Annotated in this window: 15 protein-coding genes; 8 read left to right on the top strand and 7 right to left on the bottom strand. The window is 44.1% G+C overall.

Going from position 1 to position 23,553, the window contains the following annotated elements; translation table 11 throughout:
* The first annotated feature begins 101 nt into the window (after positions 1-101).
* Both L4D74_RS06885 and L4D74_RS06880 read left to right on the top strand, forming a co-directional pair.
* Complete coding sequence (locus L4D74_RS06885; RefSeq protein WP_428751387.1) at positions 102-3,449, top strand: hypothetical protein; 3,348 nt, start codon at positions 102-104, stop codon at positions 3,447-3,449.
* Positions 3,450-3,604: 155 nt separating this feature from the next.
* Positions 3,605-4,225, top strand: coding sequence for a sugar O-acetyltransferase (locus L4D74_RS06880; protein WP_428751386.1), 621 nt, complete (start codon positions 3,605-3,607; stop codon positions 4,223-4,225).
* Positions 4,226-4,293: 68 nt separating this feature from the next.
* On the opposite strand, the gene L4D74_RS06875 is transcribed toward L4D74_RS06880, so the two are convergent.
* The 7 genes from L4D74_RS06875 to L4D74_RS06845 all read right to left on the bottom strand — a co-directional run bounded on the left by L4D74_RS06875 (position 4,294) and on the right by L4D74_RS06845 (position 13,850).
* Positions 4,294-7,419, bottom strand: coding sequence for an efflux RND transporter permease subunit (locus L4D74_RS06875; protein WP_428751384.1), 3,126 nt, complete (start codon positions 7,417-7,419; stop codon positions 4,294-4,296).
* A 12-nt stretch (positions 7,420-7,431) separates the two neighbouring features.
* Complete coding sequence (locus L4D74_RS06870; protein WP_428751383.1) at positions 7,432-8,592, bottom strand: efflux RND transporter periplasmic adaptor subunit; 1,161 nt, start codon at positions 8,590-8,592, stop codon at positions 7,432-7,434.
* A gap of 436 nt (positions 8,593-9,028) precedes the next feature.
* Entirely contained in the window at positions 9,029-9,988 is a 960-nt protein-coding gene (locus tag L4D74_RS06865) for a LacI family DNA-binding transcriptional regulator (protein ID WP_428751382.1), read from the bottom strand.
* A gap of 276 nt (positions 9,989-10,264) precedes the next feature.
* Entirely contained in the window at positions 10,265-10,585 is a 321-nt protein-coding gene (gene chbA / locus L4D74_RS06860; RefSeq protein ID WP_428751381.1) for a PTS N,N'-diacetylchitobiose transporter subunit IIA, read from the bottom strand.
* Between the two features lie 92 nt (positions 10,586-10,677).
* A complete protein-coding gene (locus L4D74_RS06855; RefSeq protein WP_428751380.1) occupies positions 10,678-12,057 on the bottom strand; it encodes a glycoside hydrolase family 1 protein in 1,380 nt (459 codons plus the stop codon).
* Between the two features lie 69 nt (positions 12,058-12,126).
* Positions 12,127-13,455 (bottom strand): PTS sugar transporter subunit IIC, encoded by a 1,329-nt coding sequence (locus L4D74_RS06850; protein WP_428751379.1) that lies wholly within the window; start codon positions 13,453-13,455, stop codon positions 12,127-12,129.
* A gap of 89 nt (positions 13,456-13,544) precedes the next feature.
* Positions 13,545-13,850 (bottom strand): PTS sugar transporter subunit IIB, encoded by a 306-nt coding sequence (locus L4D74_RS06845; RefSeq protein ID WP_428751378.1) that lies wholly within the window; start codon positions 13,848-13,850, stop codon positions 13,545-13,547.
* Between the two features lie 363 nt (positions 13,851-14,213).
* On the opposite strand from L4D74_RS06845, the gene L4D74_RS06840 reads away from it, so the two are divergent.
* The 6 genes from L4D74_RS06840 to L4D74_RS06815 all read left to right on the top strand — a co-directional run bounded on the left by L4D74_RS06840 (position 14,214) and on the right by L4D74_RS06815 (position 23,506).
* A complete protein-coding gene (locus tag L4D74_RS06840) occupies positions 14,214-15,539 on the top strand; it encodes a PTS sugar transporter subunit IIC (RefSeq protein WP_428751377.1) in 1,326 nt (441 codons plus the stop codon).
* A 137-nt stretch (positions 15,540-15,676) separates the two neighbouring features.
* On the top strand, positions 15,677-17,221 hold the full coding sequence (locus tag L4D74_RS06835; protein ID WP_428751376.1) for an arylsulfatase: 1,545 nt from the start codon (positions 15,677-15,679) through the stop codon (positions 17,219-17,221).
* A gap of 204 nt (positions 17,222-17,425) precedes the next feature.
* Complete coding sequence (locus L4D74_RS06830) at positions 17,426-19,759, top strand: multiheme c-type cytochrome (RefSeq protein WP_428751375.1); 2,334 nt, start codon at positions 17,426-17,428, stop codon at positions 19,757-19,759.
* A 140-nt stretch (positions 19,760-19,899) separates the two neighbouring features.
* Positions 19,900-21,168: a mechanosensitive ion channel family protein gene (locus L4D74_RS06825; protein ID WP_428751566.1), complete on the top strand. Its 1,269-nt coding sequence runs from the start codon at positions 19,900-19,902 to the stop codon at positions 21,166-21,168.
* Between the two features lie 533 nt (positions 21,169-21,701).
* Positions 21,702-22,235 carry a TRAP transporter small permease gene (locus tag L4D74_RS06820; protein WP_428751374.1) on the top strand — a complete coding sequence of 178 codons (534 nt, stop codon included), beginning with the start codon at positions 21,702-21,704 and terminating at the stop codon, positions 22,233-22,235.
* Entirely contained in the window at positions 22,232-23,506 is a 1,275-nt protein-coding gene (locus tag L4D74_RS06815; protein ID WP_428751373.1) for a TRAP transporter large permease, read from the top strand. Before L4D74_RS06820 ends, L4D74_RS06815 begins: the two co-directional genes overlap by 4 nt.
* Positions 23,507-23,553: the final 47 nt, after the last annotated feature.

Below are 23,553 nucleotides of genomic sequence, written 5' to 3'. Positions count from 1 at the left end.
ACATTGTTAATACAACGTGGCTCTGTATACAGGGCCATGTGATCAATAAATAGGATGATTGAGCGCAATGCTCATTCGGCATTGGTAAAGGTTGAATGGTTATGAATGGCAATACAAGTTTAGCGTTAAGCGAAAAAGCTATTTGGCGAAAAAGTGATTTGGCGAAAATGTTGACCCAAACAATTACTATTGGCGTAGTGAGCCTACTGATAGTGGGTTGTAATGGCGGAAGTGGCACCGATGAAGGAGGTCAGGGTGGCAATCCACCTCCTTCAGATAACGATATTGTGATCAGCGATTGGCACTTTTCTGGGGGCAGCGCCGATATCGCGGTTGCTGCTAAAAATGCGGGTTATTATGCGATTGCTAGCCAGGACTCACTGCATATTGAGATCCGAGATGTTCGTGAAAATCTGCTACATACTATTCAATATCAAGACATTATTAACGCAGTGCCTGATATGGATCTCTCGCATGCTAATAGTCTGTGTGGTTTAACGTTGACGCCATCGGGTCGCTTTTTGTATATGGCGGTATGTGATGCTGACGCAGGTGTGAAAGATGACGCGATCCTCGCTTATAACACCAACACTAAACAGCTTTCAGAATTTACCCGTTTGACGCTGCAATCCTCCGATGTTGAGAAAACTCATCCTTATGGGATGAACTATTTCAAATCTAAGCTCTACGTAGGTAACCATCAAGGTGCTTATCGAATAGAGGCTGCGCGAAATACTGTATACAGAACGACTCACAATAACTATCAGCCAGTCATCACAAACATCGCACTGGGGAGCGCTGTGCAAGACATTGCGGTTGATGCGGAAAACCAGCAAATTTATTTGATGTCTCAAGACCAAATTGCCAAGGTTTGGCATACCACATCCAAGCCAACAGTCGTGCATCAAGGAACAGATTTTATAGGGTTATCATTTAGCAGTGTGTTTGGAGAAAAGGGCAGTGAAGGCTTGTATTTAGCGACGAAAGATGAGGGTTATACCAACCTATCTTACGTTCCTAAAAGTCAACTCGATGCGATGACATTTCGCCCTTATTACTCATCACCGACGCAGTGGAACAGCTTTTCATTAACAGCAGACGGTCAGCTATTGTTTGCTGATGGACAAGCCTCAAAGTTAAAGGACGACAGGGATCAACGGTTAACGTTTGATGATTGGTTGCGAGATGAACTAAGCCAATATGTGCGAGCAATTAAAGGGCTGACCGCTTCTAGCTTCACCGGAAACAATGCCTCTCCTGAAGGGTTTTTACATAGAAAGCTAGAGAGCCAGCGTGTCAATACATTGCCTATTACGGACAATGTAGGTTGGGCGTTATATCTACTTATGGCGGCTGACAAAGTGCAGCCAGACTCAGAAATTGAACCATTAATTGAATTGCTGATTAAACGTCATGCTGGGTTACATCAAGATGAGCAAGGCGGAATTAAAAGTGTCGATGGCCATTTTGTTCGCAATTATATTGCTAACGGAGAGACAGAGCCAAACAACCCTCAGATGCAAGTTTATATCAGCATGAAGTTTTTGCCTGCGGTACATAAGGCCGCAGAAATGTACCCTAATAATGCCAATCTCGCATTGTACAAAACCTTTTTAGACCAAACCTTACTTCGCTCAGGTGACGTTATTCGATCTCATCAACGAATCACGTGGGAGTCTGATGATTTTGGCCCTAAGCGTATGAACCATCGAATGAGTAATGAGACCTGGCTATTTGGTGAATTGGCAGCTGCCCAAGACCCTAGAGTCTCGGATCTATATAACAATTACGTGTATGGGCGAGAGAGCTTTAAATACGATGAATGGCTCAATGGGGAGCCTGTCATTAGCGCATCTCATGCTGCCTTTATTGTCATGGGTGCGCCATTGATCTTGGAACACCACTATAGCGATAAAAATTGGAAAGAACAAAATGATAACTATTACGCTGTTACGCAAGCAGAGTCGGATGATTTAGGCGCTAAATACTTTGCTGCGTTTTCAGCAGGAAACAATCCTGATAAGGGGGGGTATTATAATGATGGTCCTTCAGATCACCCTGGTAACTATATTCATTTTCCGGCTGTGCTTGGTTTTGGGCAGATGGGGCATTCAGCGGCCGTACTTGGGGGCTATAAAGCTTATCGAGATGACAGGCGTCAAACCATGAAAAGTGCGGGGGACGAACAGATTTCATTGTTGACGCGATGGTCAAAAGACAACACTGGCTATGAGATGAGTGGCATCGGAATCGCAGATTTTTGGTTTGGGTCGATAGGATTGGTTGAAACTATTCAACCGGGCGTGATGGCTCAATTTCGTAATGAGTTCTATTACCCTGAATATCATGAAGAGCTGACTTCTGATGGTCGGATTTTACATTTTTCTAAATTGACGCCTCGTCTAATCGAAGGGGTAAAAACCAGTGGAGAAGTAAGGTCATTCGGTTATCAAACATCACCGTTTGTTGTTCCAAATAATGACGCGTTTTCAAGCTTCAATGTGATTGATCCTATAGGTGATTGGGTAGAGCTGAATGATATCGTGAGTATTTTGACTGATAAGCCTGTCCGATTTGAAAACCCTAACTTTGATACAGGGACACTTCAAGGCTGGCAGCCTTCAGGGGATGTGACGATTATTGACGGAGAACTCGGAGCGTCCGCCAAACTCTCTGGTTCAGCGAGCTTGTCACAAAGTGCTTACCTGCCTCTTGGCTTAGCTGGGAGTGAATATCAAGTGTCCGCTTATGTCGCACCGCTCTCGGGCTCATCAGGAGCGGGTTACCTTCAGTTAACGTGGTCTTCGAGTCCAAACGATAAGGGTGACGTAGTGGTAGGGCGAAGTGAAAAAGTGTTGCCAGGTGATCAGCCAAGGCTTGTCACGGTGATGACCAATCAACCTGCCGGGCTAGCGTATTTACATATTGAATTTGTCACTGAAAGTGGAGAGTTTGCCTTCGATAACACCGCGTTACAGTCCTTTGGTGCGCAAGATGATAGCTTTAGTATTAAGGATATGCCATGGAGCTTGTCTGGGGTAACGCAAAGTGATGGTCGTTTACTATTCTCTGCTTCTAAGGGGAATAACGGTTGGATTTCTGCAACAACAGAATACGACATTAGCGCAGACGATGATGGAACGCGTTATGTGTTTTCGTTCGATGCTAACGAGAGACAGATTCATGATGGCGAGTTTGTTATCAGCGCGGTGATAAGCACCGACTCAGGTGCTGAAGTGAAGTGGGAAGAAGTGATGTCAGTGAGTGATGAATCGTCGGATAACCTGAGCTTCGCTATGCGCAAGCGTCCTGGTGAAATCGGTTTCGAGCTGCAATTAAAAATGAGAGCGAATGAGCAAAACAGTCGTATGACTGTTGAAAATCTATCGGTTGCTAAGGAGCAGCTCTTTGATATTGGGCAATGTTCCGGCTCAGTCACAGGCTGTTAGTTAGGTTGTTAGTTAGGCGTTAGTGCTTCGTTGTGCACTAATCATTCACGTTATAGGGAAACCTTCTGAGGTAGGGCTCAGAAGGTTTTTATTTGAGACAGTCGTTATCAATCACTCTTTGCTAGATAAGTGATGGGTTTTCGTAGGTAAGTTATATGGTAAAAGAACAGTTGGACATCGCGCAATTAACCGAGAAACAAAAGATGCGGTTGGGCTTAACGTATATTCCCTTTGATGAGGAGCTAACCAAGGATAGAACCTTAGCGAAGAAGCTGTGTTTTGAGTTATCGAAAACGTGCCCGACAGACAGGGAGGGTATCGGTGAGCTTCTTGAAAAAATAATTGGAGACCAAACCGACGCGTGGATAGAGCCGCCTTTTTATTGTGATTATGGCTATAACATATCGCTGGGAAAAAGTTTCTATTGTAATCATGGTTGTATGATTTTAGATGGTGCGAAGGTCACCATTGGAGATAATTGTCTATTTGGTCCCAACGTTGTCATAGCAACGCCTGGTCATCCTTTAGACCCTGAGGAAAGGGCGAGAGGGGATGAATATGCACGAGCGATTACTATTGGCAATAACGTTTGGTTAGGCGCAAATGTCACGGTATGCCCCGGTGTGAGTATTGGTGACAACGTTGTCGTAGGGGCGGGAAGTGTGGTTGTAAAGGATTTGCCCTCCAATACAGTGTGTGTTGGTACACCTGCGATTGTGAAACGTTCGAATGTTAATACGACTGCGAATAGGCTGGGCGACAAAAATAAAGCCTGATGAGTCAGGCTTTATTTCGTTAGCTTGTTCCGCTATGAATCAGGTTATAATTCGCGAGGAGCCATCTATTACGCCTGCGCGTCTGGTTTGGTTCCTTTTACTTTTTCGCGCATAGACTGAAGCATCACGTAAAAGACTGGCACCAAACACGTACCGACGATAGTGGCGGCAATCATGCCACCCATTACTGCGTAGCCCAAGGAAACGCGGCTTGCGGCGCCAGCACCTGTCGCAATAACAAGTGGGATCACCCCAAGAATGAACGAGAACGCCGTCATGAGTACTGCTCTAAAGCGCAATCGAGCGGCTTTCACCGCAGCATCCTTGATACTCATACCTCCTTCTCTCAATTGCTTGGCGAACTCCACAATCAAAATTGCGTTTTTACAAGCAAGTCCAATCAGCAGTACCAGACCAATTTGAGTGTAAAGGTTGATATCTGAGCCCATAATCCAGATGTAAACAAAGGCGCCTAATATGGCAACCGGGACAGCTAACATAACGGAAACGGGTACTGTCCAGCTCTCATATTGCGCCACTAAGAATAGGTAGGTGAATATTAGTGCCAAACTAAAGATAAACGGGGCGAGATTTCCTGCTTTGAGTTCTTGATATGTTTGCCCAGACCATTCATAGGTATAGCCGTTAGGGAAGGTCGTATCGGCAATACGTTTTACTGCTTCAATGGCTTGCCCAGAACTATACCCTGGGGCTGGGAAGGCATTCACTTTTACTGCGCCATAAAGGTTAAATTGGTTTATATATTCGGGTCCAAGTTTGGGTTCAACGGTAACCAGAGTATTGAGTGGCACCATATCCCCATCCTTATTGCGAATATAGAACTGAGCGATATCGAGTTCAGAATTTCTAAATTCGGTTTCAGCTTGCATGTTGACTCTAAATACTTTCCCAAAACGGTTAAAGTCATTGACATACATAGAGCCAAGCATGGTTTGCAATGTGGTAAATATACTGCTTAGTTGGACGCCTTGAACTTTGGCTTTTTGTCGATCCACATCAACAAATAGCTGAGGTACATCCGCTTGATAGGTGCTAAACGCAGCGGTGAGTTCTGGCTCTGTTGTCGCTTCAATAGACGTTGCTCGCATGACGCTTGCTAAGCTTGCAGGTGAACGGCCTAATGTATCTTGAATATAGAACTCAACACCCGACACCGTACCAACACCCGGTAGGGCAGGAAGCGAAAACCCAACTGCCTGAGCTTCACTATAACGAGCAAGGACGCCATTAGCACGCTGAACGATCTGTGACTCAACCAGTGATGGGTCTTGTCGCTCATCCCAGTGAGAGAGGATCACCACCATTAAACCTGCATTCGAAGAGACAGCACCTGAAATGATGGAATAACCACTTGCAGAAATAACGTTCGTTACACCTTCTATTTGGTTAAGGTCATCCACCATTTTGGTCATGACTTCTTTGGTTCGGTTTATGGACGCCCCGTTTGGTAGTTGTACGTCAACGAAAAACGCTTTTTTGTCTTCGGTGGGTACAAAACCTGATGGTAAAGAAGTGGCAAGTAGCCCGGTCGCTCCAATTAGCAGAGCGTATACCACCCCAACTAACATCAGTTTACGAACCATGCCGGATACGAAGCCGGTATACTTATCGGTTGCCTTGTCAAACACCTTGTTAAACTTGGCGTGGAACCCAGACTCATGGTTTTTTGGCGGGCGCAATAAAGACGCACACAGCGCAGGGCTGAGCGTCAGTGCGTTGACCGAAGAAATTAATACCGCAATACAAATAGTAATGGAAAATTGTGCATACATTTGTCCGGTAATGCCCGGCATGACCGCTGTCGGAGCAAACACCGCAAGCAAAACTAGTGTTGTGGCGACAACTGGTCCAGTCACTTCTTGCATTGATTTTGTCGTTGCATCGACAGCATTTAACCCTTCATCTTGCATGAGGCGAGTGGTGTTTTCGACCACAACAATAGCATCATCTACCACAATACCGATGGCGAGAATCAGTGCGAAAAGTGACACAGTGTTGATGCTCATACCCGTCGCAAGTAGGAAGGCGAAGGTACCAATGAGCGATACGGGAATCGCAATCGCAGGAACCAAGGTTTGCCGAATATCTTGCAAGAATATATAGACAACAAAGATAACTAACGATACTGCGATGAGCAGAGTCTCGATCATCTCATCAATAGAGGTTTCGACGAACTGGGTTGTGTCATAGAGAACCTTGTAATCCATATCTTCTGGAAACTGTTCTCGCAATCGTGACAATTCTTCATGAACGCCTTTGGCAACTTCTAACGCGTTAGCGCCACTGGCTTGGTAGATGAACAAAAGCGCTGAGGCTTTGTTATCGAGCATGGCTTCGGCATCGTAACTTGCTGCACCGAGCTCAATTCTTGATACGTCTTTTAGGTAGACGGCGCTGCCATCTGGATTGGAGCGAATAATGATTTCTTCAAATTCTTCTGGATGACTCAAGCGTCCTTTGGTTGAAAGGGTGTATTGGAACTGCTGATCCCTTGGTACTGGAGCTGCCCCAATTCGTCCCGCAGCAACTTGTATATTTTGCTCTTGAATGGCAGCAATGGCTTCTTCTACCGTAATATTTAGGCTTGCCATACGAGTAGGGTTGAGCCAAATACGCATCGAATAATCCATACCACCGATAATACTGACTTTTGAAACGCCATTAACACGGGCAAGGTTGTCCTTAATATTGATGCCCATATAGTTATTGAGAAATAGATTGTCGAGTGATTCGTTGGGAGACACTAGGTTTAGCATCATTAGGATGTTCGGGTCTTGTTTCTCAACTTTGACACCGTTTCGTTGAACCTCGGACGGCAGTCGGGGCATGGCTTGCTGCACTCGGTTTTGCACGTTGACCTGAGCCATATCGACATTACTGCCGACTTCAAAGGTTACACTCAAGTTGTAGCTGCCATCGTTAGCGCCTTTGGACTCCATGTAAATCATGTTTTCCACGCCATTCACTTCCGCTTCAATCACTTTTGCGACCGTATCGGCGACGACTTCGGCGCTTGCTCCAGGATAGGAGGTGGTGACTGATACCATCGGAGGAGAAATGTTAGGAAACTCCGCGACCGGTAATACCGGAATAGAGAGCAAACCCGATAAAGTCAAAACGATTGAAATTACAAACGCAAACTTGGGGCGATGTATGAAGAACTTACTGATCATAGTGGTTCCTTCCTACTTGTCTTCAGAGAACGGTTGCACGGTGTCCATTTCGTGCTCGACTTCGGCGCCTATTCTGGCTTTTTGCAAGCCTTCAGTAATGATGAGTTCACCTTTTTCTAGACCTTTTTCTACTTCCCAATCAATACCATAGCGTTTTCCGAGTTCAACATTTTTACGCTTAACGATACTGTCTTTATCGACGGTAAGAATATATCGCCCTTGCTGATCTTCTTGCACCGCTTTTTGAGGAACCAGCATGACTTCTTCAACGGCAGGTGCTTCGATAATCGCGGTCACATAAAGCCCGGGAACTATGATATGTTCTTTGTTAGCAAGCTCAGCGCGTACAGCCAACGTGCCCGTGCTTGCATCAACACGGTTATCAATAAAGTCAATCATGCCGACTTCATCAAACATGCTGCCATCGGGAAAGCGCAATTTAATGGGGAGGTCTTCGATTTTATAATTTGAAGTAGATGACTTATGCGCGCGTTGCGCGTTAATTAGCACTTTTTCAGGAAGCTGAAAGTTGACCCAAATTGGCTCCATCTGTACAAGATTCACTAACTCCGTTTGATCGGGGATGATTAAGTCACCAAGAAAGACTTCGGCACGACCAATTCGTCCACTAAACGGCGCGTAGATTTTAGTGTAGCCAAGTTCTAATTTTGCGTTGTCTAATTCGGCGTTAGCGCTTTGCAGTGCCGCGGCAGTTTGTAGTTTTTTAGATAAAAGGTTGTCGTAATCGGATTGGCTAATGTATTTATCTTGTATTAACCCTTCACCCCGTTTGAAATTCCTAACCGCCGTGTCGTAAGCGGCACGAGATTGTGCAACCAAGGCTTTCGCCGCTTTCAATGCCGCTTGGTATTGCTCAGGATCAATTTCAAATAACAGTTGGTCTTTTTCTACGTTACTGCCTTCTTCAAAGTTGGTTTTAAGTAAATTACCACGAATTTTTGCCTTAATTTGGATATCTTGCGTGGCTTCTGTACGCCCAACAAACTCTTCGGTTGGCGTAATTTCTTTAACGATGACTTCGAGTACTTTTACGCTCGGTTTAACAGCCTCTGGAGCGGGAGGGGCTGTGTCACAACCAACAAGAATAACAATAGGTATAAAAAGGGCAGAGACTCGAGTAACGAAACGCTTGGCGCTTGGAATGTAAGACATAAACAATCCTTTGTTTGTAATTAGTTAGATAGTTATCAATTAAGTCTATATCACGATGAGAAAAAGGCAGGCTCATTTTGCGCGTAATAACCCATATTTGTTAATAAGTTACGTAATAAAGGAGTGCAACGTGATGCTATGCGGTAATTTGTGCCGTAAACGTAGGAAGTTATAGATAGAGTTTGGGGTTTTAATCAATGGAAATAAATCACAAGGAGGCATGATGCGGATGGTTGGATAGTTAATATTTTTAGTTGTGTTGGGGTTAGGTAAAGAGGAGAGCAATCATGAGTTTAGCTTGATTGGTTGACTTGAGCATCATTAGGATTACCCCCGGAAGGGTAAGGGTGTCGCTGATATAACGGGGCGACTTGCGTGTCATCCAAGCTAGGGTGAAGAGGTTATTCGCGATATCGAGGACTAACGAGATAGGGGATTAACTACGATTTGCAACGGAATCACGGGTGATGAGTCTTCCTGTTGCCAGCGGTTTTGTGGCGATAACACGATCATTTAAGCATGCATCCAGTTGATCCATCGCGTCATCGACAATTTGTTGGGAAGGGTAACTAATACACGTCAGCGGAGGATTAAGTTGGCTTGCTAATTGAGAGTCCTCTAAAGAAATGATGGAGACTTCATTCGGTGTCGCAAGATTAAAGTTACGCAATAAATTCATAGCCACGGCCGCTTGGCTGTCACGCATCACAACGATAGCGGTAAAGGGGTGGTAGCTGTTAAGTAGTGACATTATGGCTTGTTCACTATTACCATTTGCACTGACAATTAGTTGGCGATTGATAGGCATTGATGAGTTTTGTAATGAGGTTTTATAACCGTCGAGGACTTGCTGTGATGCACTTCCTTCGTCATCCACAATGATTGCAATGCTCGTGTGACCTTTACTGGACAAATAGCGACAAGCGCTTTCTGCCGCGAAGCGGTAATCATAGCCAATTGCGGCTTGGGCGTTAGATACAGCACCATCGATCGCGATGATGTTTTTGTCTTGAAGAGTAGAAAGATCACCGCCGAGAGTAATGATTGCATCGCAATGACGTTGGTTTAGCTCATCAATACAGCGTAACTGTTCTTCTGCCGATTCTGAAAATTGAACCAGCATGTGTTTACCTTTTGCTTTTAGTGCTTTGGCTAGAATAGGGAGGTAAGTTGACACTTGTCCTGCATCATTAGAGGAAAGTATTACTCCGATATAGTCAGAACGCTGATTCGCGAGTGTCTGTGCTGCAGCATTGGGACGATAGTTAAGTTCTTCTGCGGCGCGCAATACCGCTTCTCTACTTTCGGCTTTTACACCACGACTACCACTCATTACCCGCGATACGGTCGCTTTGGAAACGTTGGCTAGTAGAGAAACATCGGTGATTGTCGCCATTAAATTACCCTTTTTTCTATCAAATTTCAGAGTTTGGGCAATCGGTTCCCAACAGTTTCGTTATTGTACTCTTTTACCGAGGAGTATCTCAAGTGTTGAAAGCGGTAATTGTTTGATTCGAAAAGGCCACTTGTTATGGGTTGAGCAAGGTTACCTTGATCGATTTTTGGTAAAACTTGCAACGTGCCATAACAAGTGGAAAGACACCGTCATGGTGCTGAGCGGTGTTGTTGAGCATAAATAGGTTTATAGCAATAAGGGGGTAGGCGCTACCTGCTATTTAGCTTCGATTTTTTTATGCAAATCAATCATTTCAGTGACAAGCTCTTTTGCTAGCATCGAGGTCATTAAGTGATCTTGGGCATGAACCATAATTAATGTCATTTTGGTTTTGCCTGCCCCCTCATCCGCTTCAATTAATTTTGTTTGCACAAGGTGCGCTTGGTTGGCGAATTCTTGCGCTTCTTTTAACAGGCCATCGGCTTCAGTAAACTCGCCTTTTTTGGCATGTCGTAGGGCTTCGTAACACAAGCTACGCGATTGCCCTGCGTTGATGATGATGCCCATAACTTGTTCTTCTAGATCCATATTGTCCATGTTGCAAACCTTAATTGTTTTGTTCTTGATAGTGCGGAAAACGGTGCCACCGCACTAGACTTTATCGGTAAAGAAGTGAAATTTAGCGCCGATTAAAAGCCATTATTCTGTGAGACTTGCGCGTACCATTCACCGCTCTTTTTCACTGAGCGCTTTTGAGTTTTAAGATCAAGTTGGTAGAAACCGTAGCGGTTTTTATAGGCGTTTGCCCAAGACCAGTTGTCGATGAAGGTCCAAAGGTGGTAACCGAAACATGCCGAACCTTCTTCAATACCTTGATGTAACCACTCTAAGTGACCTCGGATAAAGTTAATGCGGTAGTCGTCTTGGATTTGACCATCGACTAGGAATTTCTCTTCGCCCTCAACGCCCATGCCGTTTTCTGATATGTAGCAAGGCAAGTTACCGTAGTTTTCACGTAAGTTAGTAAGGATGTCATAGACGCCTTTTTCGTAAATTTCCCAGCCACGATGAGGGTTCATTTTGCGCCCTGGCATTTCGTAGTAATCAAAGAAGTGCTCTGGCATAAATGGGGCGTCAGGGTGAACAGCATTTTCGCGCGCTTTTACACGTCGTGGCTGGTAATAGTTCACGCCAAGTACATCAATCTTACCTTTTGCAATCAGCTCACAATCACCCGGTTCAACGATTGGCATTTGCTCGTGTTGCGCTAATAACTCAATTAACTCTTGAGGGTATTCACCTTTTACACAAGGGTCTAAGAAACTACGATTGAACAGCAGATCACAAACGTTTGATGCTTTCAGATCGGCGGGGTTTTGCGAGCGTGGGTAAGAAGGCGTTAGGTTTAAAATGATACCGATTTGGCCATCACAGTTCATTGTTCGGTATTTATCAACGGCTTTAGCGTGTGCAAGAACGGTGTGATAAGCAACGGTTGCAGCGCGTTTAAAATCAACAACATTAGGGTAGTGGAAGTCGTATAGGTATCCGCCTTCAACGGGAACAATTGGTTCATTAAAGGTAAACCAGTTTTTCACTCTGTCACCGAATAGCTTAAAGCAGACTTCGGCAAAGTGAGCATAGGCATCCAACACTTCGCGGTTTTCAAATCCACCGATGTTTTGCATCGCAAGTGGCATATCAAAGTGATAAAGGCAGATGAAAGGTTCGATGTTTTTGGAAATTAGTTCGTTGATGACATTGTTATAAAAGTCGACGGCCTCTTGGTTAACCTCACCTGCTCCATCAGGGATCAGGCGTGACCAAGAAATAGAGGTTCTAAAGCTATTGTGGCCAATATCCTTCATCAACTGAATATCAGCTTTGTAGTTGTTGTAAAACGTTGACGCATCCGTCGATGAAACGTCGTTGTGGAATCGATTTGGTTGCTCTTTGTACCAGTGATCCCAAATGCTTTCCCCTTTGCCACCTTCAAATGATGCGCCTTCGGTTTGAGTAGAAGACGCTGCGCTGCCCCAGCGAAAGTTTCTTGGAAATGAATAGTTCATGATGCGTGTCCTTTGAGAAGGGCAAGTGATTTGCCCTTATTTGAGTCGTATTAATTCAAGTCAATCAGGTTATGCTGCAACAGGTTGAGCGTCTGATTCGGGCTGTTTCTCTTGGTCTCTTGCTTCTTGGTCAAGCAATGTTTTTTCATACGCTTTTAAGAAAGGTAGATACATGATTGCGGACATAGCCATACACATGAAGCACAAGATGACAGGACTGAAGGCCCAGTTTGCCGCCCAAGATGCACCGATTGGTCCCGGTGTTGTCCACGGTGTTAGGGATACAACACGCTCTACGAGGCCAAAGTCTAAAGCAAACCATGCAAGTGTAGCGTTAATCATTGGCACCAAAATGAACGGTAGAAAGAACACGGGGTTCATGATGATTGGCGCACCGAATAAGATAGGCTCATTGATGTTAAACATTGAAGGCACACTGCCCAGTTTACCTATTGTTCTTAGGTGGACCGCTTTGCTACGCATTAATAAGAACGCAAGTGGTAAGGTTGAACCTACGCCACCAATTAGGAGGTAGTGATCCCAAAAACCTTGCACAAAAATATGTGGAATCGCTTCGCCAGCGGCCATTGCAGCTTGGTTTACTGATAAATTGGCCATCCAAAATGGATTCATGATGCCAGTGACAATTAGTGCGCCGTGGATGCCTGCAAACCAAAGAATTTGGCAAACCAACACCGCTAATAAAAGTGCGGGTAATGAATCTGATGCCGCAACAAGCGGTTGAATAAGAGACATGATCGCTTCTGGGATAATCATGCCTGTTTGAGCTTCAATAAAGAGGTTCAATGGATGCAGCGTTAAGATGATAGCAAGCACAGGGATCAATATTTCAAATGAGCGCGCCACACCTGTTGGTACCTCAGGAGGAAGCTTGATTGTAATATTGTTTCGCTTCAAAAAGGCATAGACTTCAGTAGCATAGATGGCGGTGATGATTGATGTGAATATGCCTTGGCCAGAGAAGTACTGCATAGAAATCGTGCCGTCTTGGACGGGGGCGGCCACCAGCAAGAACGCCATTAATGCTAATAGTCCGGTGGTAACAGGATCAAGGTTATGGTGTCTTGCCAGACTTGAGCCTATTCCGACGGATATGAATACGGTCATGATTCCCATACTCAGGTTAAACGGAAGAATCAGTTGTTCACGATAGGTATCTGAAAAGCTAAGCCAGGCCTGTGCGAATCCAAAGGTCGTATCTGGCGAAAAAGGAGGAAAGATAAATACCAGCATGAATGAACCAACAATCATGAAGGGTAGGGCGGCGATAAAGCCGTCGCGAATAGAGGTTACGTATTTTTGCTGACCAATTTTACCCGCAACAGGCGTGACCTTTTGCTCTATTATATTGACCATTCTATCGTATAAAGCGCTCATTATTTTGTCTCTTCTGTTTGAACGTTAAAGGGATAAGAGGATGTGTTGCGCCCGTACTTTCGATGTGTCATCGGGCGCATTGGTACCGGCTAATCGATTAATTCCAAAGCAAAATCAAGAACTTTGTCACCTTTCTGCATGCCATAATCCATCATGTTGATAGGTTCAACCTTGATACCAAACTCATCGGCCACTTTTTGTAAATCACCTTGCATATATTTCACTTGTGGCCCCAGTAGTACCACTTGGTATTGCCCTACATTGGCACTAAATTCACTGGCACCAAATGCCTTAATATCCGCTTCAATACCGCGCTCTTGTGCAGAGGCTTCCATTTTTTTTACTAGCATTGATGTAGACATACCAGCAGAGCAGCAAAGCATAATTTTTTTCATTTTTGTTATTCCTAAGTCTTGAGTTCCTTTTTACTATGCTCCTTTGGAAATGATTTGGAAACCGGTTTCCAAATCATTTCCAAGCGCGTGTGAAAACGATCACTAGAAACGGAAAAGAGGCTTACTATTTCGTGATGAAGTTAACGAAATAGCGCGTAATGTCCGATAAATATTGTGGTAAATGGCGTTAAAGTAAGATCGTGTAGAGGAAAGCTCTGAGATTGTAGGCGTGCGTCAGTTCAGCCATGATTTAATGATGGTTTACATATTTATGTGTCCAATGCATCAAAATTGGACTAACGGTTTCCATGAGGCGTGAATGTTGCGGTATTCTGCTGTCACTCCAAGGGATGGAACTTAACAATGAACTATTCAATCATGAGGGTCTTTGCTTCTCAAGTGGAGGAGATAATGAACCCTATCGCTAAGCTACTTACGCGTAGCCAACACTTGATGGCGCTACGAGATGGGTTTCAGCTTGCGATGCCGTTTATTTTTGTTGGGTGCTTTTTTGTGCCAATCATCTTTCCTCCATTCGCGAATGCGGAGTCGGCAATTTCTGTGTGGTGGCTGGATATTGCTAACATACTCAGGCCAATATTATTGCCAACGTATCAACTGACTCTTGGTGTGGTTGGATTAATCGTCTCTTTTGGCGTCTCTGCGAGCCTGGCAAAACACTATCAGTTACCGGAACGCCTTAGTGGTTTAACCGGATGTGTTGCATTTTTAATGCTGGTTGGCTTTTATGATTTAGAGGCCGCCGATATTCGCTACCTTGGAGGGGCCGGAATTTTTTCTGCTTTGATAGCTGGCATATATTCCGTTGAAATCGTTCGCTTTTTTATTCTTCGAGGTTGGTATATTAAAATGCCAGAAGACGTACCCATTTTGACGGTACAGAGCTTCAAATTGATGGTGCCCATCTTTGTTGTTGTTATCACTCTATCGATATTCAATGTTTGGATTGAGCGCCAATTTGGGGTTCATTTTCCGCAACTTATCGAAGCAGTATTTCGGCCACTTGTTTTAGCTTCAGATAGTCTCGCCGCCGTATTGATCTCAATATTAGTCTGTCAGCTATTATGGTTTGTTGGCATTCATGGCGCGCTTATTGTTACTGGTATTATGAATCCTTTCTGGATGTCTAATTTACTTGAAAACCAGCAAGCCATTCAGTCTGGAGCCGACGTTATTCCACATATTTACCTTCCAGCATTTTGGGACTTCTTTGTTTTAATTGGAGGGGTAGGCTCAACACTTCCTTTGGTTTACTTAGCGATAAAAAGTCGTTCGAATCAGTTAAAGTCTGTCGGAAAAGTGGGGCTAATTCCGTCGATATTTAATATCAATGAACCTATCTTATTTGGCTTCCCTATTATTCTTAACCCGCTGTTTTTAGTCCCCTTTATTATGGTGCCTATGATTAATGCCACGATTGCTTGGTTTTTAACTTCAGCCGGAATCTTGGATCGCATCGTTATCATGTTTCCTTGGTCGGTTCCCGCTCCGATCGGCGCAGCATGGGCGGCAAATGGCAGTATTATCAATGCTTGTATGGTGGGCTTTGCCATGATTAATGCTTACTTTTTATACCTGCCATTTTTTAGAGCCCATGAAAACATATTGATAGAGCAAGAGGCAGAGCGAGCAGAACAGTTACGTCGCTATCAAGATAGCGCAACGTAATGAGCCTAGGGACGTAATTTTAGCCGTCGCTTTCGCTGTGTGATGATATTTTTACTAACAAGGTAGACAATTCGCGGTTGTATAAGAAATGAACTATACGTTGTATGCAGGATGCACAATAACGGATAGGGGTTTTTATGATAGAGAAGTATGGCATTAAGCGTCACTTGGCGATTGTTACTGTTGCTTTAATGGGAGCGACGAGCGCGATAGCCGCTGACAAACCAAACATTCTAGTGATATGGGGCGATGACATTGGGCAATCGAATGTTAGCGCCTATACGTTTGGTTTAATGGGTTACAAAACGCCCAATATTGATAGCATAGCCAAAGAAGGCATGATGTTTACCGACTACTACGCCGAGCAGTCATGCACCGCGGGTCGTTCAACGTTTATCACAGGGCAAAGCGTATTAAGGACGGGGTTAAGTAAAGTGGGGCTTCCTGGGGCGGACATCGGCCTTCAGGCAGAAGATGCCACCATCGCAGAACTACTAAAACCGATGGGATACATGACGGGGCAATTTGGTAAAAACCACTTGGGTGACAAAGATGAGTTTTTGCCTACAGCGCATGGCTTTGATGAGTTTTTTGGCAATCTTTATCATTTAAACGCTGAGGAAGAGCCAGAGAACATTGATTACCCGAAAGATCCTGAATTTCGTAAAAAATTTGGACCTCGTGGGGTTATTAAATCATCCGCTGATGGCAAGATTGAAGATACCGGTCCTTTAACCCGCAAACGTATGGAAACCGTTGACGAAGAAACGCTAGAGGTAGCTTTGGACTTTATGGCGCGTGCCGTGAAAGCGGATAAACCGTTCTTTGTCTGGTGGAATGCGACGCGAATGCATTTTAGAACTCACGTTAAAGAAGACAATTTAGGTAAAACTGGTATCAGCTATTATGCGGATGCGATGGTTGAACACGATAGCCAAGTAGGCGAACTACTTAAGCAAGTAGATGACCTTGGGATTAAAGATAACACCATTGTTTTCTATTCAACCGATAATGGCCCCCATATGAATTCTTGGCCGGATGCTGGTGCGACTCCGTTCCGTGGTGAAAAGAATACCAACTGGGAAGGGGCGTATCGGGTGCCAGCGATGGTTCGTTGGCCGGGTAAAATTGAAGCGGGTACGGTCTCCAATGAAATCATGCATCATATGGATTGGATGCCGACATTCCTTGCCGCGGCAGGTGATGACCAAATCAAAGAGAAATTGCTGAAGGGTCACCAAGCGGGCAATAAAACCTTTAAAGTCCACTTGGATGGTTATAACTTTTTACCTTATTTAACCGGAGAAGAGGAGAAAGGCCGCCGTTCTGAAATCTTCTATTTCACTGATGATGGCGATCTCGCGGCGCTGCGTTATAACCATTGGAAAGCGGTGTTCATGGAGCAGCGAGCTACAGGTACCATGAAAATATGGGCAGAACCGTTTGTGACACTGCGTTTACCCAAGTTGTTTAACTTACGTATGGACCCATATGAGACGGCAGATATTACCTCAAACACTTATTATGACTGGTTGCTTGACCATGCATATATGTTCGTCCCAGCTCAGGCGTATGTAGGTGAGTTTTTACAAACCTTCAAAGAGTTTCCTCCTCGCCAAAAGGCGGCAAGCTTTAGCTTGGATCAGGTAATGGACAAGCTACAAGAATCGCCCAATAAATAACGGGTAGATGGGGGTTAAGAATAGAAAGAGCTCAATAGAGCTCTTTTTTGATTCAGTCATTCATTTCAATCAAAAGTTGTTTAATTAAAAGTTGTTTAATTACTTGTCTAGTAAAGAAAAAGTGTCCTATCTTTCAGCGTAGGAGTGAAAGAAACTTACGTTTGTTCCTTCTGTGAAGCGTCGCGATAGATAACAAGGAAGGTTATGAAGAAGTGCGGTTGTAAAGTTTTGGTGGGCCTTTTTATAGTCAGAACGCTTGGGCTTATGTTGCTATTGATGTCGCTATTGATGTCGCCCAATGTTCTGGCACAGCAGGGTGTCCCATTGGCGCTTCAAGCGGAGTTTGTAGGGAGTGAGGCGTGTGCTGATTGCCACCAACAAGCGACGCAAGCATGGCAGGGCTCTCATCATGATATGGCAATGAAGCATGCTGATAACGAGAGTGTGCTTGGAGACTTTGACGATCAGACGATTCAGCATCAAGGAAAGAGCAACCGTTTTTTTCGTAAAGGCGATGAGTTTTGGGTCAACATTGAGGGTCCTGATGGCCAGTTCCATGACTATCAAATTCACTATACCTTTGCCTTTGAGCCGTTACAGCAATATATGGTGCGGTTTGACGATGGTCGTGTACAGCTTATCCCCTTTGCTTGGGATTCGAGAGCGAAAACAGAAGGGGGACAACGCTGGTTCCACTTATATCCAGATATGACACCCACAGACGAATTCTACTGGATGAACGCCGGACAGAATTGGAACTTTATGTGTGCCGATTGCCATTCCACCAATCTACAAAAGAACTATGAACCTGCGACAAATACCTATAATACGAGTTGGTCGGAGATTAATGTAGGATGCGAAGCCTGCCATGGAGCGGCGAGTAAACATATAACGTTGGCGAACACCGCAAGAAAAACACCAGAAACGTTAATTCCGAAGCATTTTGGGTTTGATCGTGATCTGTCCAAACCGGTAAAAGAATGGGTCTACCAGCAAGGCAGCAAAACGTTACAGCCAAAAGAGATGGTGGCGACAAATCAGCTTCAAACGTGCGCGCAATGCCACAGTCGTCGTACACAATTGAATGAAAGCGGTGACCATGTCAATGGGTCGTTTTTTGATCGCTATCGTCTCAGCTTAATCTCTGCTGAGCTCTATCACTCAGATGGGCAGATATACGATGAAGATTACGTCTATGGTTCATTTTTGCAGTCTGCGATGGCGAAAAAAGGCGTCACTTGTACCAATTGCCACGATCCACATAGTGCCAAATTAACGATTCCGGAAGAAGCGGTGTGCAGCCAGTGTCACAGTGCGGTTGAATACACTCCAGAAAAACACACCTTTCATGTGGCAAACAGTGAAGCATCCAAGTGCACCACCTGCCATATGCCGGAAACCACATACATGCAGGTTGACCCGCGTCGAGATCATTCCTGGCATGTCCCAAGAGCTGATTTAAGTCAGCATACCAAGACACCAAACGTGTGCACACAATGCCATGATGATAAAACGGATCAATGGGCTGATGAGAAGATCGGGGAATGGTTCCCTAATTCGCGCTATCGGAATCAGCAGCATTTTTCTGTTGCTTTTTATGCCGATACGATAGGGCATCAAGCCGCACCAGATGCATTGGCATACGTTGCCCAAGATGGGACGTTAAGTGACATTATTCGAGCCTCGTCTTTGGAGCGAATGAGCGGCAACAGCGGTAAGAACACACTTATCGCACTGGGTCGCGCCGTCAAACATGACAATGAGATGATTCGCCTTGGCGCGATTGCGGGCTCATCTGGGTACAGTGGCGTAGACCGATGGCAAATTTTAAGTCCTTTGTTAGTTGATCCCGTGTTATCTGTACGCGCAGAGGCGGCGAGTGCGTTAGTGCGCTATTGGCGAGAGCTTAATCCAATGCAAAAACAGGCATTGAGACAACCACTGAATGATTACATTGCAATCCAAGAGTTCAATGCTGACAGAGGGTTTGGCCGCACGAATCTAGGCAACGTATATCGAGATATTGGAGAGATAGATAAAGCCATTAACTACTATTTAGCAGCCATGGAAATAGAGCCATATTTTGAAAATAGTTATGTTAATTTGGCAGACTTGTATAGAGCGCAAGGCGATGAAAGAACCGCGTTAATAACGTTAAAGCAGGGGATAGCAGCGCAACCTCAATCAAGTGTTTTGCCATATAGTGCAGGGCTAGCTCTGTTGAGACAAAAAGACTATGTCGAAGCAAGACAGTATTTACACAAAGCCGCCAAGCAAGCCAGTAGCAATTCGCAATATTGGTATGTCTATGGGTTGTCTCTCGAATCTGTAGATGTACTGGCTTCGGGGCAGGCACTTAATAAAGCGTATCGATTAAGTGGCAACCCTCAACATCTGTATGCGCAGTGCGAGGTATTAGCGAGGAACAACCAACAAGGTGCACTAGCCGAAGCGATCGAGCAATGCTTCAATGAACTCAGTGCCGTTGTTCCTTCTGCTGTTGTTGAGCAATTGAAAGCGAAGTCGCAGAGTAAGTGAGGAGCTTCCACAAGAGGGAAGATGGCAAACTTCCTCTATAATTTCCTAATGATTTCAGGTGAAACTATTGGTATCTGGTATAGTCTCCTGGTTTTTTAGAATGAAATGATGTAGTTATGCGCATTGTTGAGGGTGAGTTCGTGTTAGACAACCATATTCGGAATTATATTTCACAAAAGTTATCGGCGGTGGGTATTCATAGCGACCCATATGGTATTGAGTTGACCTCAGTATTTATATTGGCGAGCCTTGCCGTATCGGCCATCTTTTATCTGGTGATACATCATTTAATAGTACGGTCGGTAAAAAACGTGCTGCAAAAAACCAACCCCTCATTGAATGACAGTTTAACCAAATACGACTTACTGGGAAAAATTACCTTGCTGATACCCATTATGGTATTGGACGTATTGATTCCCATCTCGGTGGGTCATTACGACGTGCTCGCGAGTGTATTTGATCGCATTTTGGGTATTTTGGTTTTATTTATGATTGTCTGGATTGTTTTTTCTATTCTAGACGTCCTCAATGACATTGCGACGTTTAAAGGCATGACTCGTCGAATGCCAATAAAGAGTTTCGTTCAGCTGACTAAGTTGTTTACGTTTTTTGTCGGAATTGTCGTTTCAATGTCGATGTTAGCGAACGAGTCACCAGTAATATTCTTATCGGGGCTAGGCGTCGCGACGGGTTTCGTTATGCTGGTTTTCAAAGATACGATTCTAGGATTTGTTGCCGGTATCCAGCTGTCAGCAAACCGTATGATCAGCTTGAATGATTGGATTCAAATGAACGCCTATGGCGCTAACGGCACAGTGGAAGAGATTTCGTTGACCACTGTAAAGGTTCGCAACTTTGATAACACGGTTACGATGCTCCCGGCGTATGCGTTGGTGCAAAATGCGTTTATCAACTGGCAAGGAATGTCGGATACGGGTGGGCGACGTATAGAGCGTTCTTTGAATATTGATGTCACTTCGATTCGCTTTATGTCTGACAGTGAGATAGAGGAAATGAAAAATATTCGTATTTTGCGTCAGTATATTTATGAAAAATCACGTGATATTGCCGATTACAATGATGGGCTAGGTGAAGTAGAGGGCGTGGGCAACATACGTAAAATGACGAATTTGGGTCTATTTCGCGCTTACATTAATGCCTATTTACGAGCAAACAAAGATATTCATCAGTACATGTTGATTATGGTTCGCCAGTTGCAACCCACACCACAAGGAATTCCACTTCAGGTATATGCATTTTGTAATAATACCGACTGGGCTGTTTATGAAGGTGTTCAGGCTGATTTGTTTGACCACATCTATTCAATGATGCCTCATTTTGGGCTACGTCCGTATCAAGCTTTTACTAGTAATGATGCTGGTAAGATTGGACTTAATCAAACTAAGTAAGTGCTTATTATTCAATTTAATGAATATACTTGGCGATAAACAGTGGGGAACATATTCTGCGCTGTCTATCGCATAATTAAAAATTAACATACGTCGTGGTAATACTATTCATAATCCACGATGAACACTTCAAAATCCTCACGTTGTTGACGTTGCCAAAACATGCTTCACATCAAATTTCCGTAATTGAATCTTACAAAACAACCCGTGTTACTTTTTATCACTGTTGATGTTATGGGTTTGTAACCCATTGATTTTTCTTTCGATTATCCCATGTTATTTTCTAACATAATGTAAGCTTGTCAACTAGTAGTGGTTATATTGATTCTTGATTAATCTCATATTATTCAAATAGTTACATTTAAGTTCGCCTTCTTTATGTTTGAAACTATCATGCTTTTATTCTTTTGTGACCGCTGTCATTTTTACTGACAAAATTAATAGGTAGAGTGCAATGACCTGCTGAGGAAGCGCATTATTTCGATGATTTATCTTTCTATAGGTTTGTATTCAACGGGAAGGAATTAGACCTTATGACACTACCAAATAATATTATTACCACCACAAAGCTTAGGCTGAATAAAGCCAATCAATTGTGTGTTGGGATATTAACGACATTACTAATCCTAGATGTATGGCTAGGGGTTCTTGACCGTTATATCTTGAAACTCCAGCTAGTATGGGTGGAAGAAATGGCACGTTATATCATGATATGGGCTATTTTGATGGCCGTTCCATGTTGTACCGCAGGTCGAGAGCATATGGGGTTGGAGTTTGTTACTAAACGCTTTCCTGAATTAGTACAACGCGTCATTAAAATCATTGTCGGAGCGATTACTTGTGCTTTCTTTTGCTATGTCGCCTATTTGGGGTATGCATTTGCAGAAAAAGGGGCGAGCCAATTATCGACGGTATTTTCAATGCCTATGTCCTATGCCTACGCTGCGGTTCCGGTGACATTTGCGCTATCGGGATTCCAAGCTTTTCTTGTTTGGTTAGAAGATTTATACGCATTTAAATTGAGCTTATCTCAAAATATCGTTGCCATTGAAGGAGAGCAGTCATGATTGGATTCATATTTGCAGGTCTTATGTTAATAGGTGCACCCATTGCAATAGCGCTCGGTATTGCAGGTTTGGCCGGAATGTATGATGTTGGTGGCGCACATTTTACTTCTTTGGCACCAAGTAAAATATTTAATGGTCTGAACATATTCCCATTTTTGGCGATGCCGTTTTTCATCCTAGCGGGTGAAATAATGAATCACACGGGTATTACTAATCGCTTGGTTTATTTAGCTGAGGCGCTGGTAGGACACTTCCGAGGTGGGTTGGCCCATTCAAATATGGTCGCATCGGTGTTCTTTTCGGGTATTACTGGTTCGGCAACGGCAGATGCTGCAGCCTTTGGGCGCACATTGGTGCCAGCCATGGTCAAACAAGGCTATAGCAAAGACTACGCTTGTGCTGTTACCGCAGCAGGTTCCATTATTGGTCCTACGATTCCGCCGTCTGGTTTAATGGTGGTATACGGTTCACTAATGGGTGTGTCGATAGGAGGACTATTTGCGACGGGTATTTTACCGGGAATACTTGTCTGCTTGGTGTGTATGGCGATCATTGGCGCGATGGGTAAGCGTAAAAACTTACCAAAAATGAGCCAGAGAGCAACGCTTAAGGAAGTTCTTGACCACTTTAAAAATTCTGCTTTAGCTCTGTTGATGCCACTCATCATTCTTGGCGGCATTGTATTTGGCATTGTCACCCCAACAGAAGCGGCGTCAATAGCGGTTGCGTATGCACTGGTTATTGGTACGTTTATATATCGCAATCTTACCGTTAATGCTTTGTTTAATATGATTGTCCGTACGTCGCAAATATCGGCTGTGATTTATTTGATTATTGGCTCGGCATCAATTCTTGGCTGGTGGTTGAGCTTCAACCAAATTCCTCAAATGATTGCGGATATGTTTATCGCCTTATCGGATAACCCAAATGTTATTTTGGCATTGATCATCGTGTTACTACTGACAGTTGGCATGATTATGGATATCAACGTCATGCTGGTTATTTTAGCGCCTATTTTGGTGCCATTAACCGCAGAAATCGGTATGGATCCTTTGCATGCGGGCATTGTGTTCATCCTAGCTCTGAATATCTCGCTGATGACACCGCCAATAGGTGCTTGCTTATTTGTGCTTTCATCGGTCACTGGCGCCAAAATAGAAGGTATTTCCAAGGAGTTGATGCCGTTCTTAATTGGTCAATTAATACTGTTGTTTGCCATCGCGTTCTTCCCTGACATTGTGTTATTTATTCCAAGACTACTCGGGTATTAACGTTCTGAATATGAATCTAGCGGGTGTGTAACGGACTTGTGATGTAC

The sequence above is a fragment of the Vibrio cionasavignyae genome (genome assembly GCF_050337155.1).
Classification (GTDB): domain Bacteria; phylum Pseudomonadota; class Gammaproteobacteria; order Enterobacterales; family Vibrionaceae; genus Vibrio; species Vibrio nomapromontoriensis.
The sequence above is the reverse complement of the archived record's forward strand: the minus strand, read 5'-3'. Positions and strand labels throughout refer to the sequence as shown.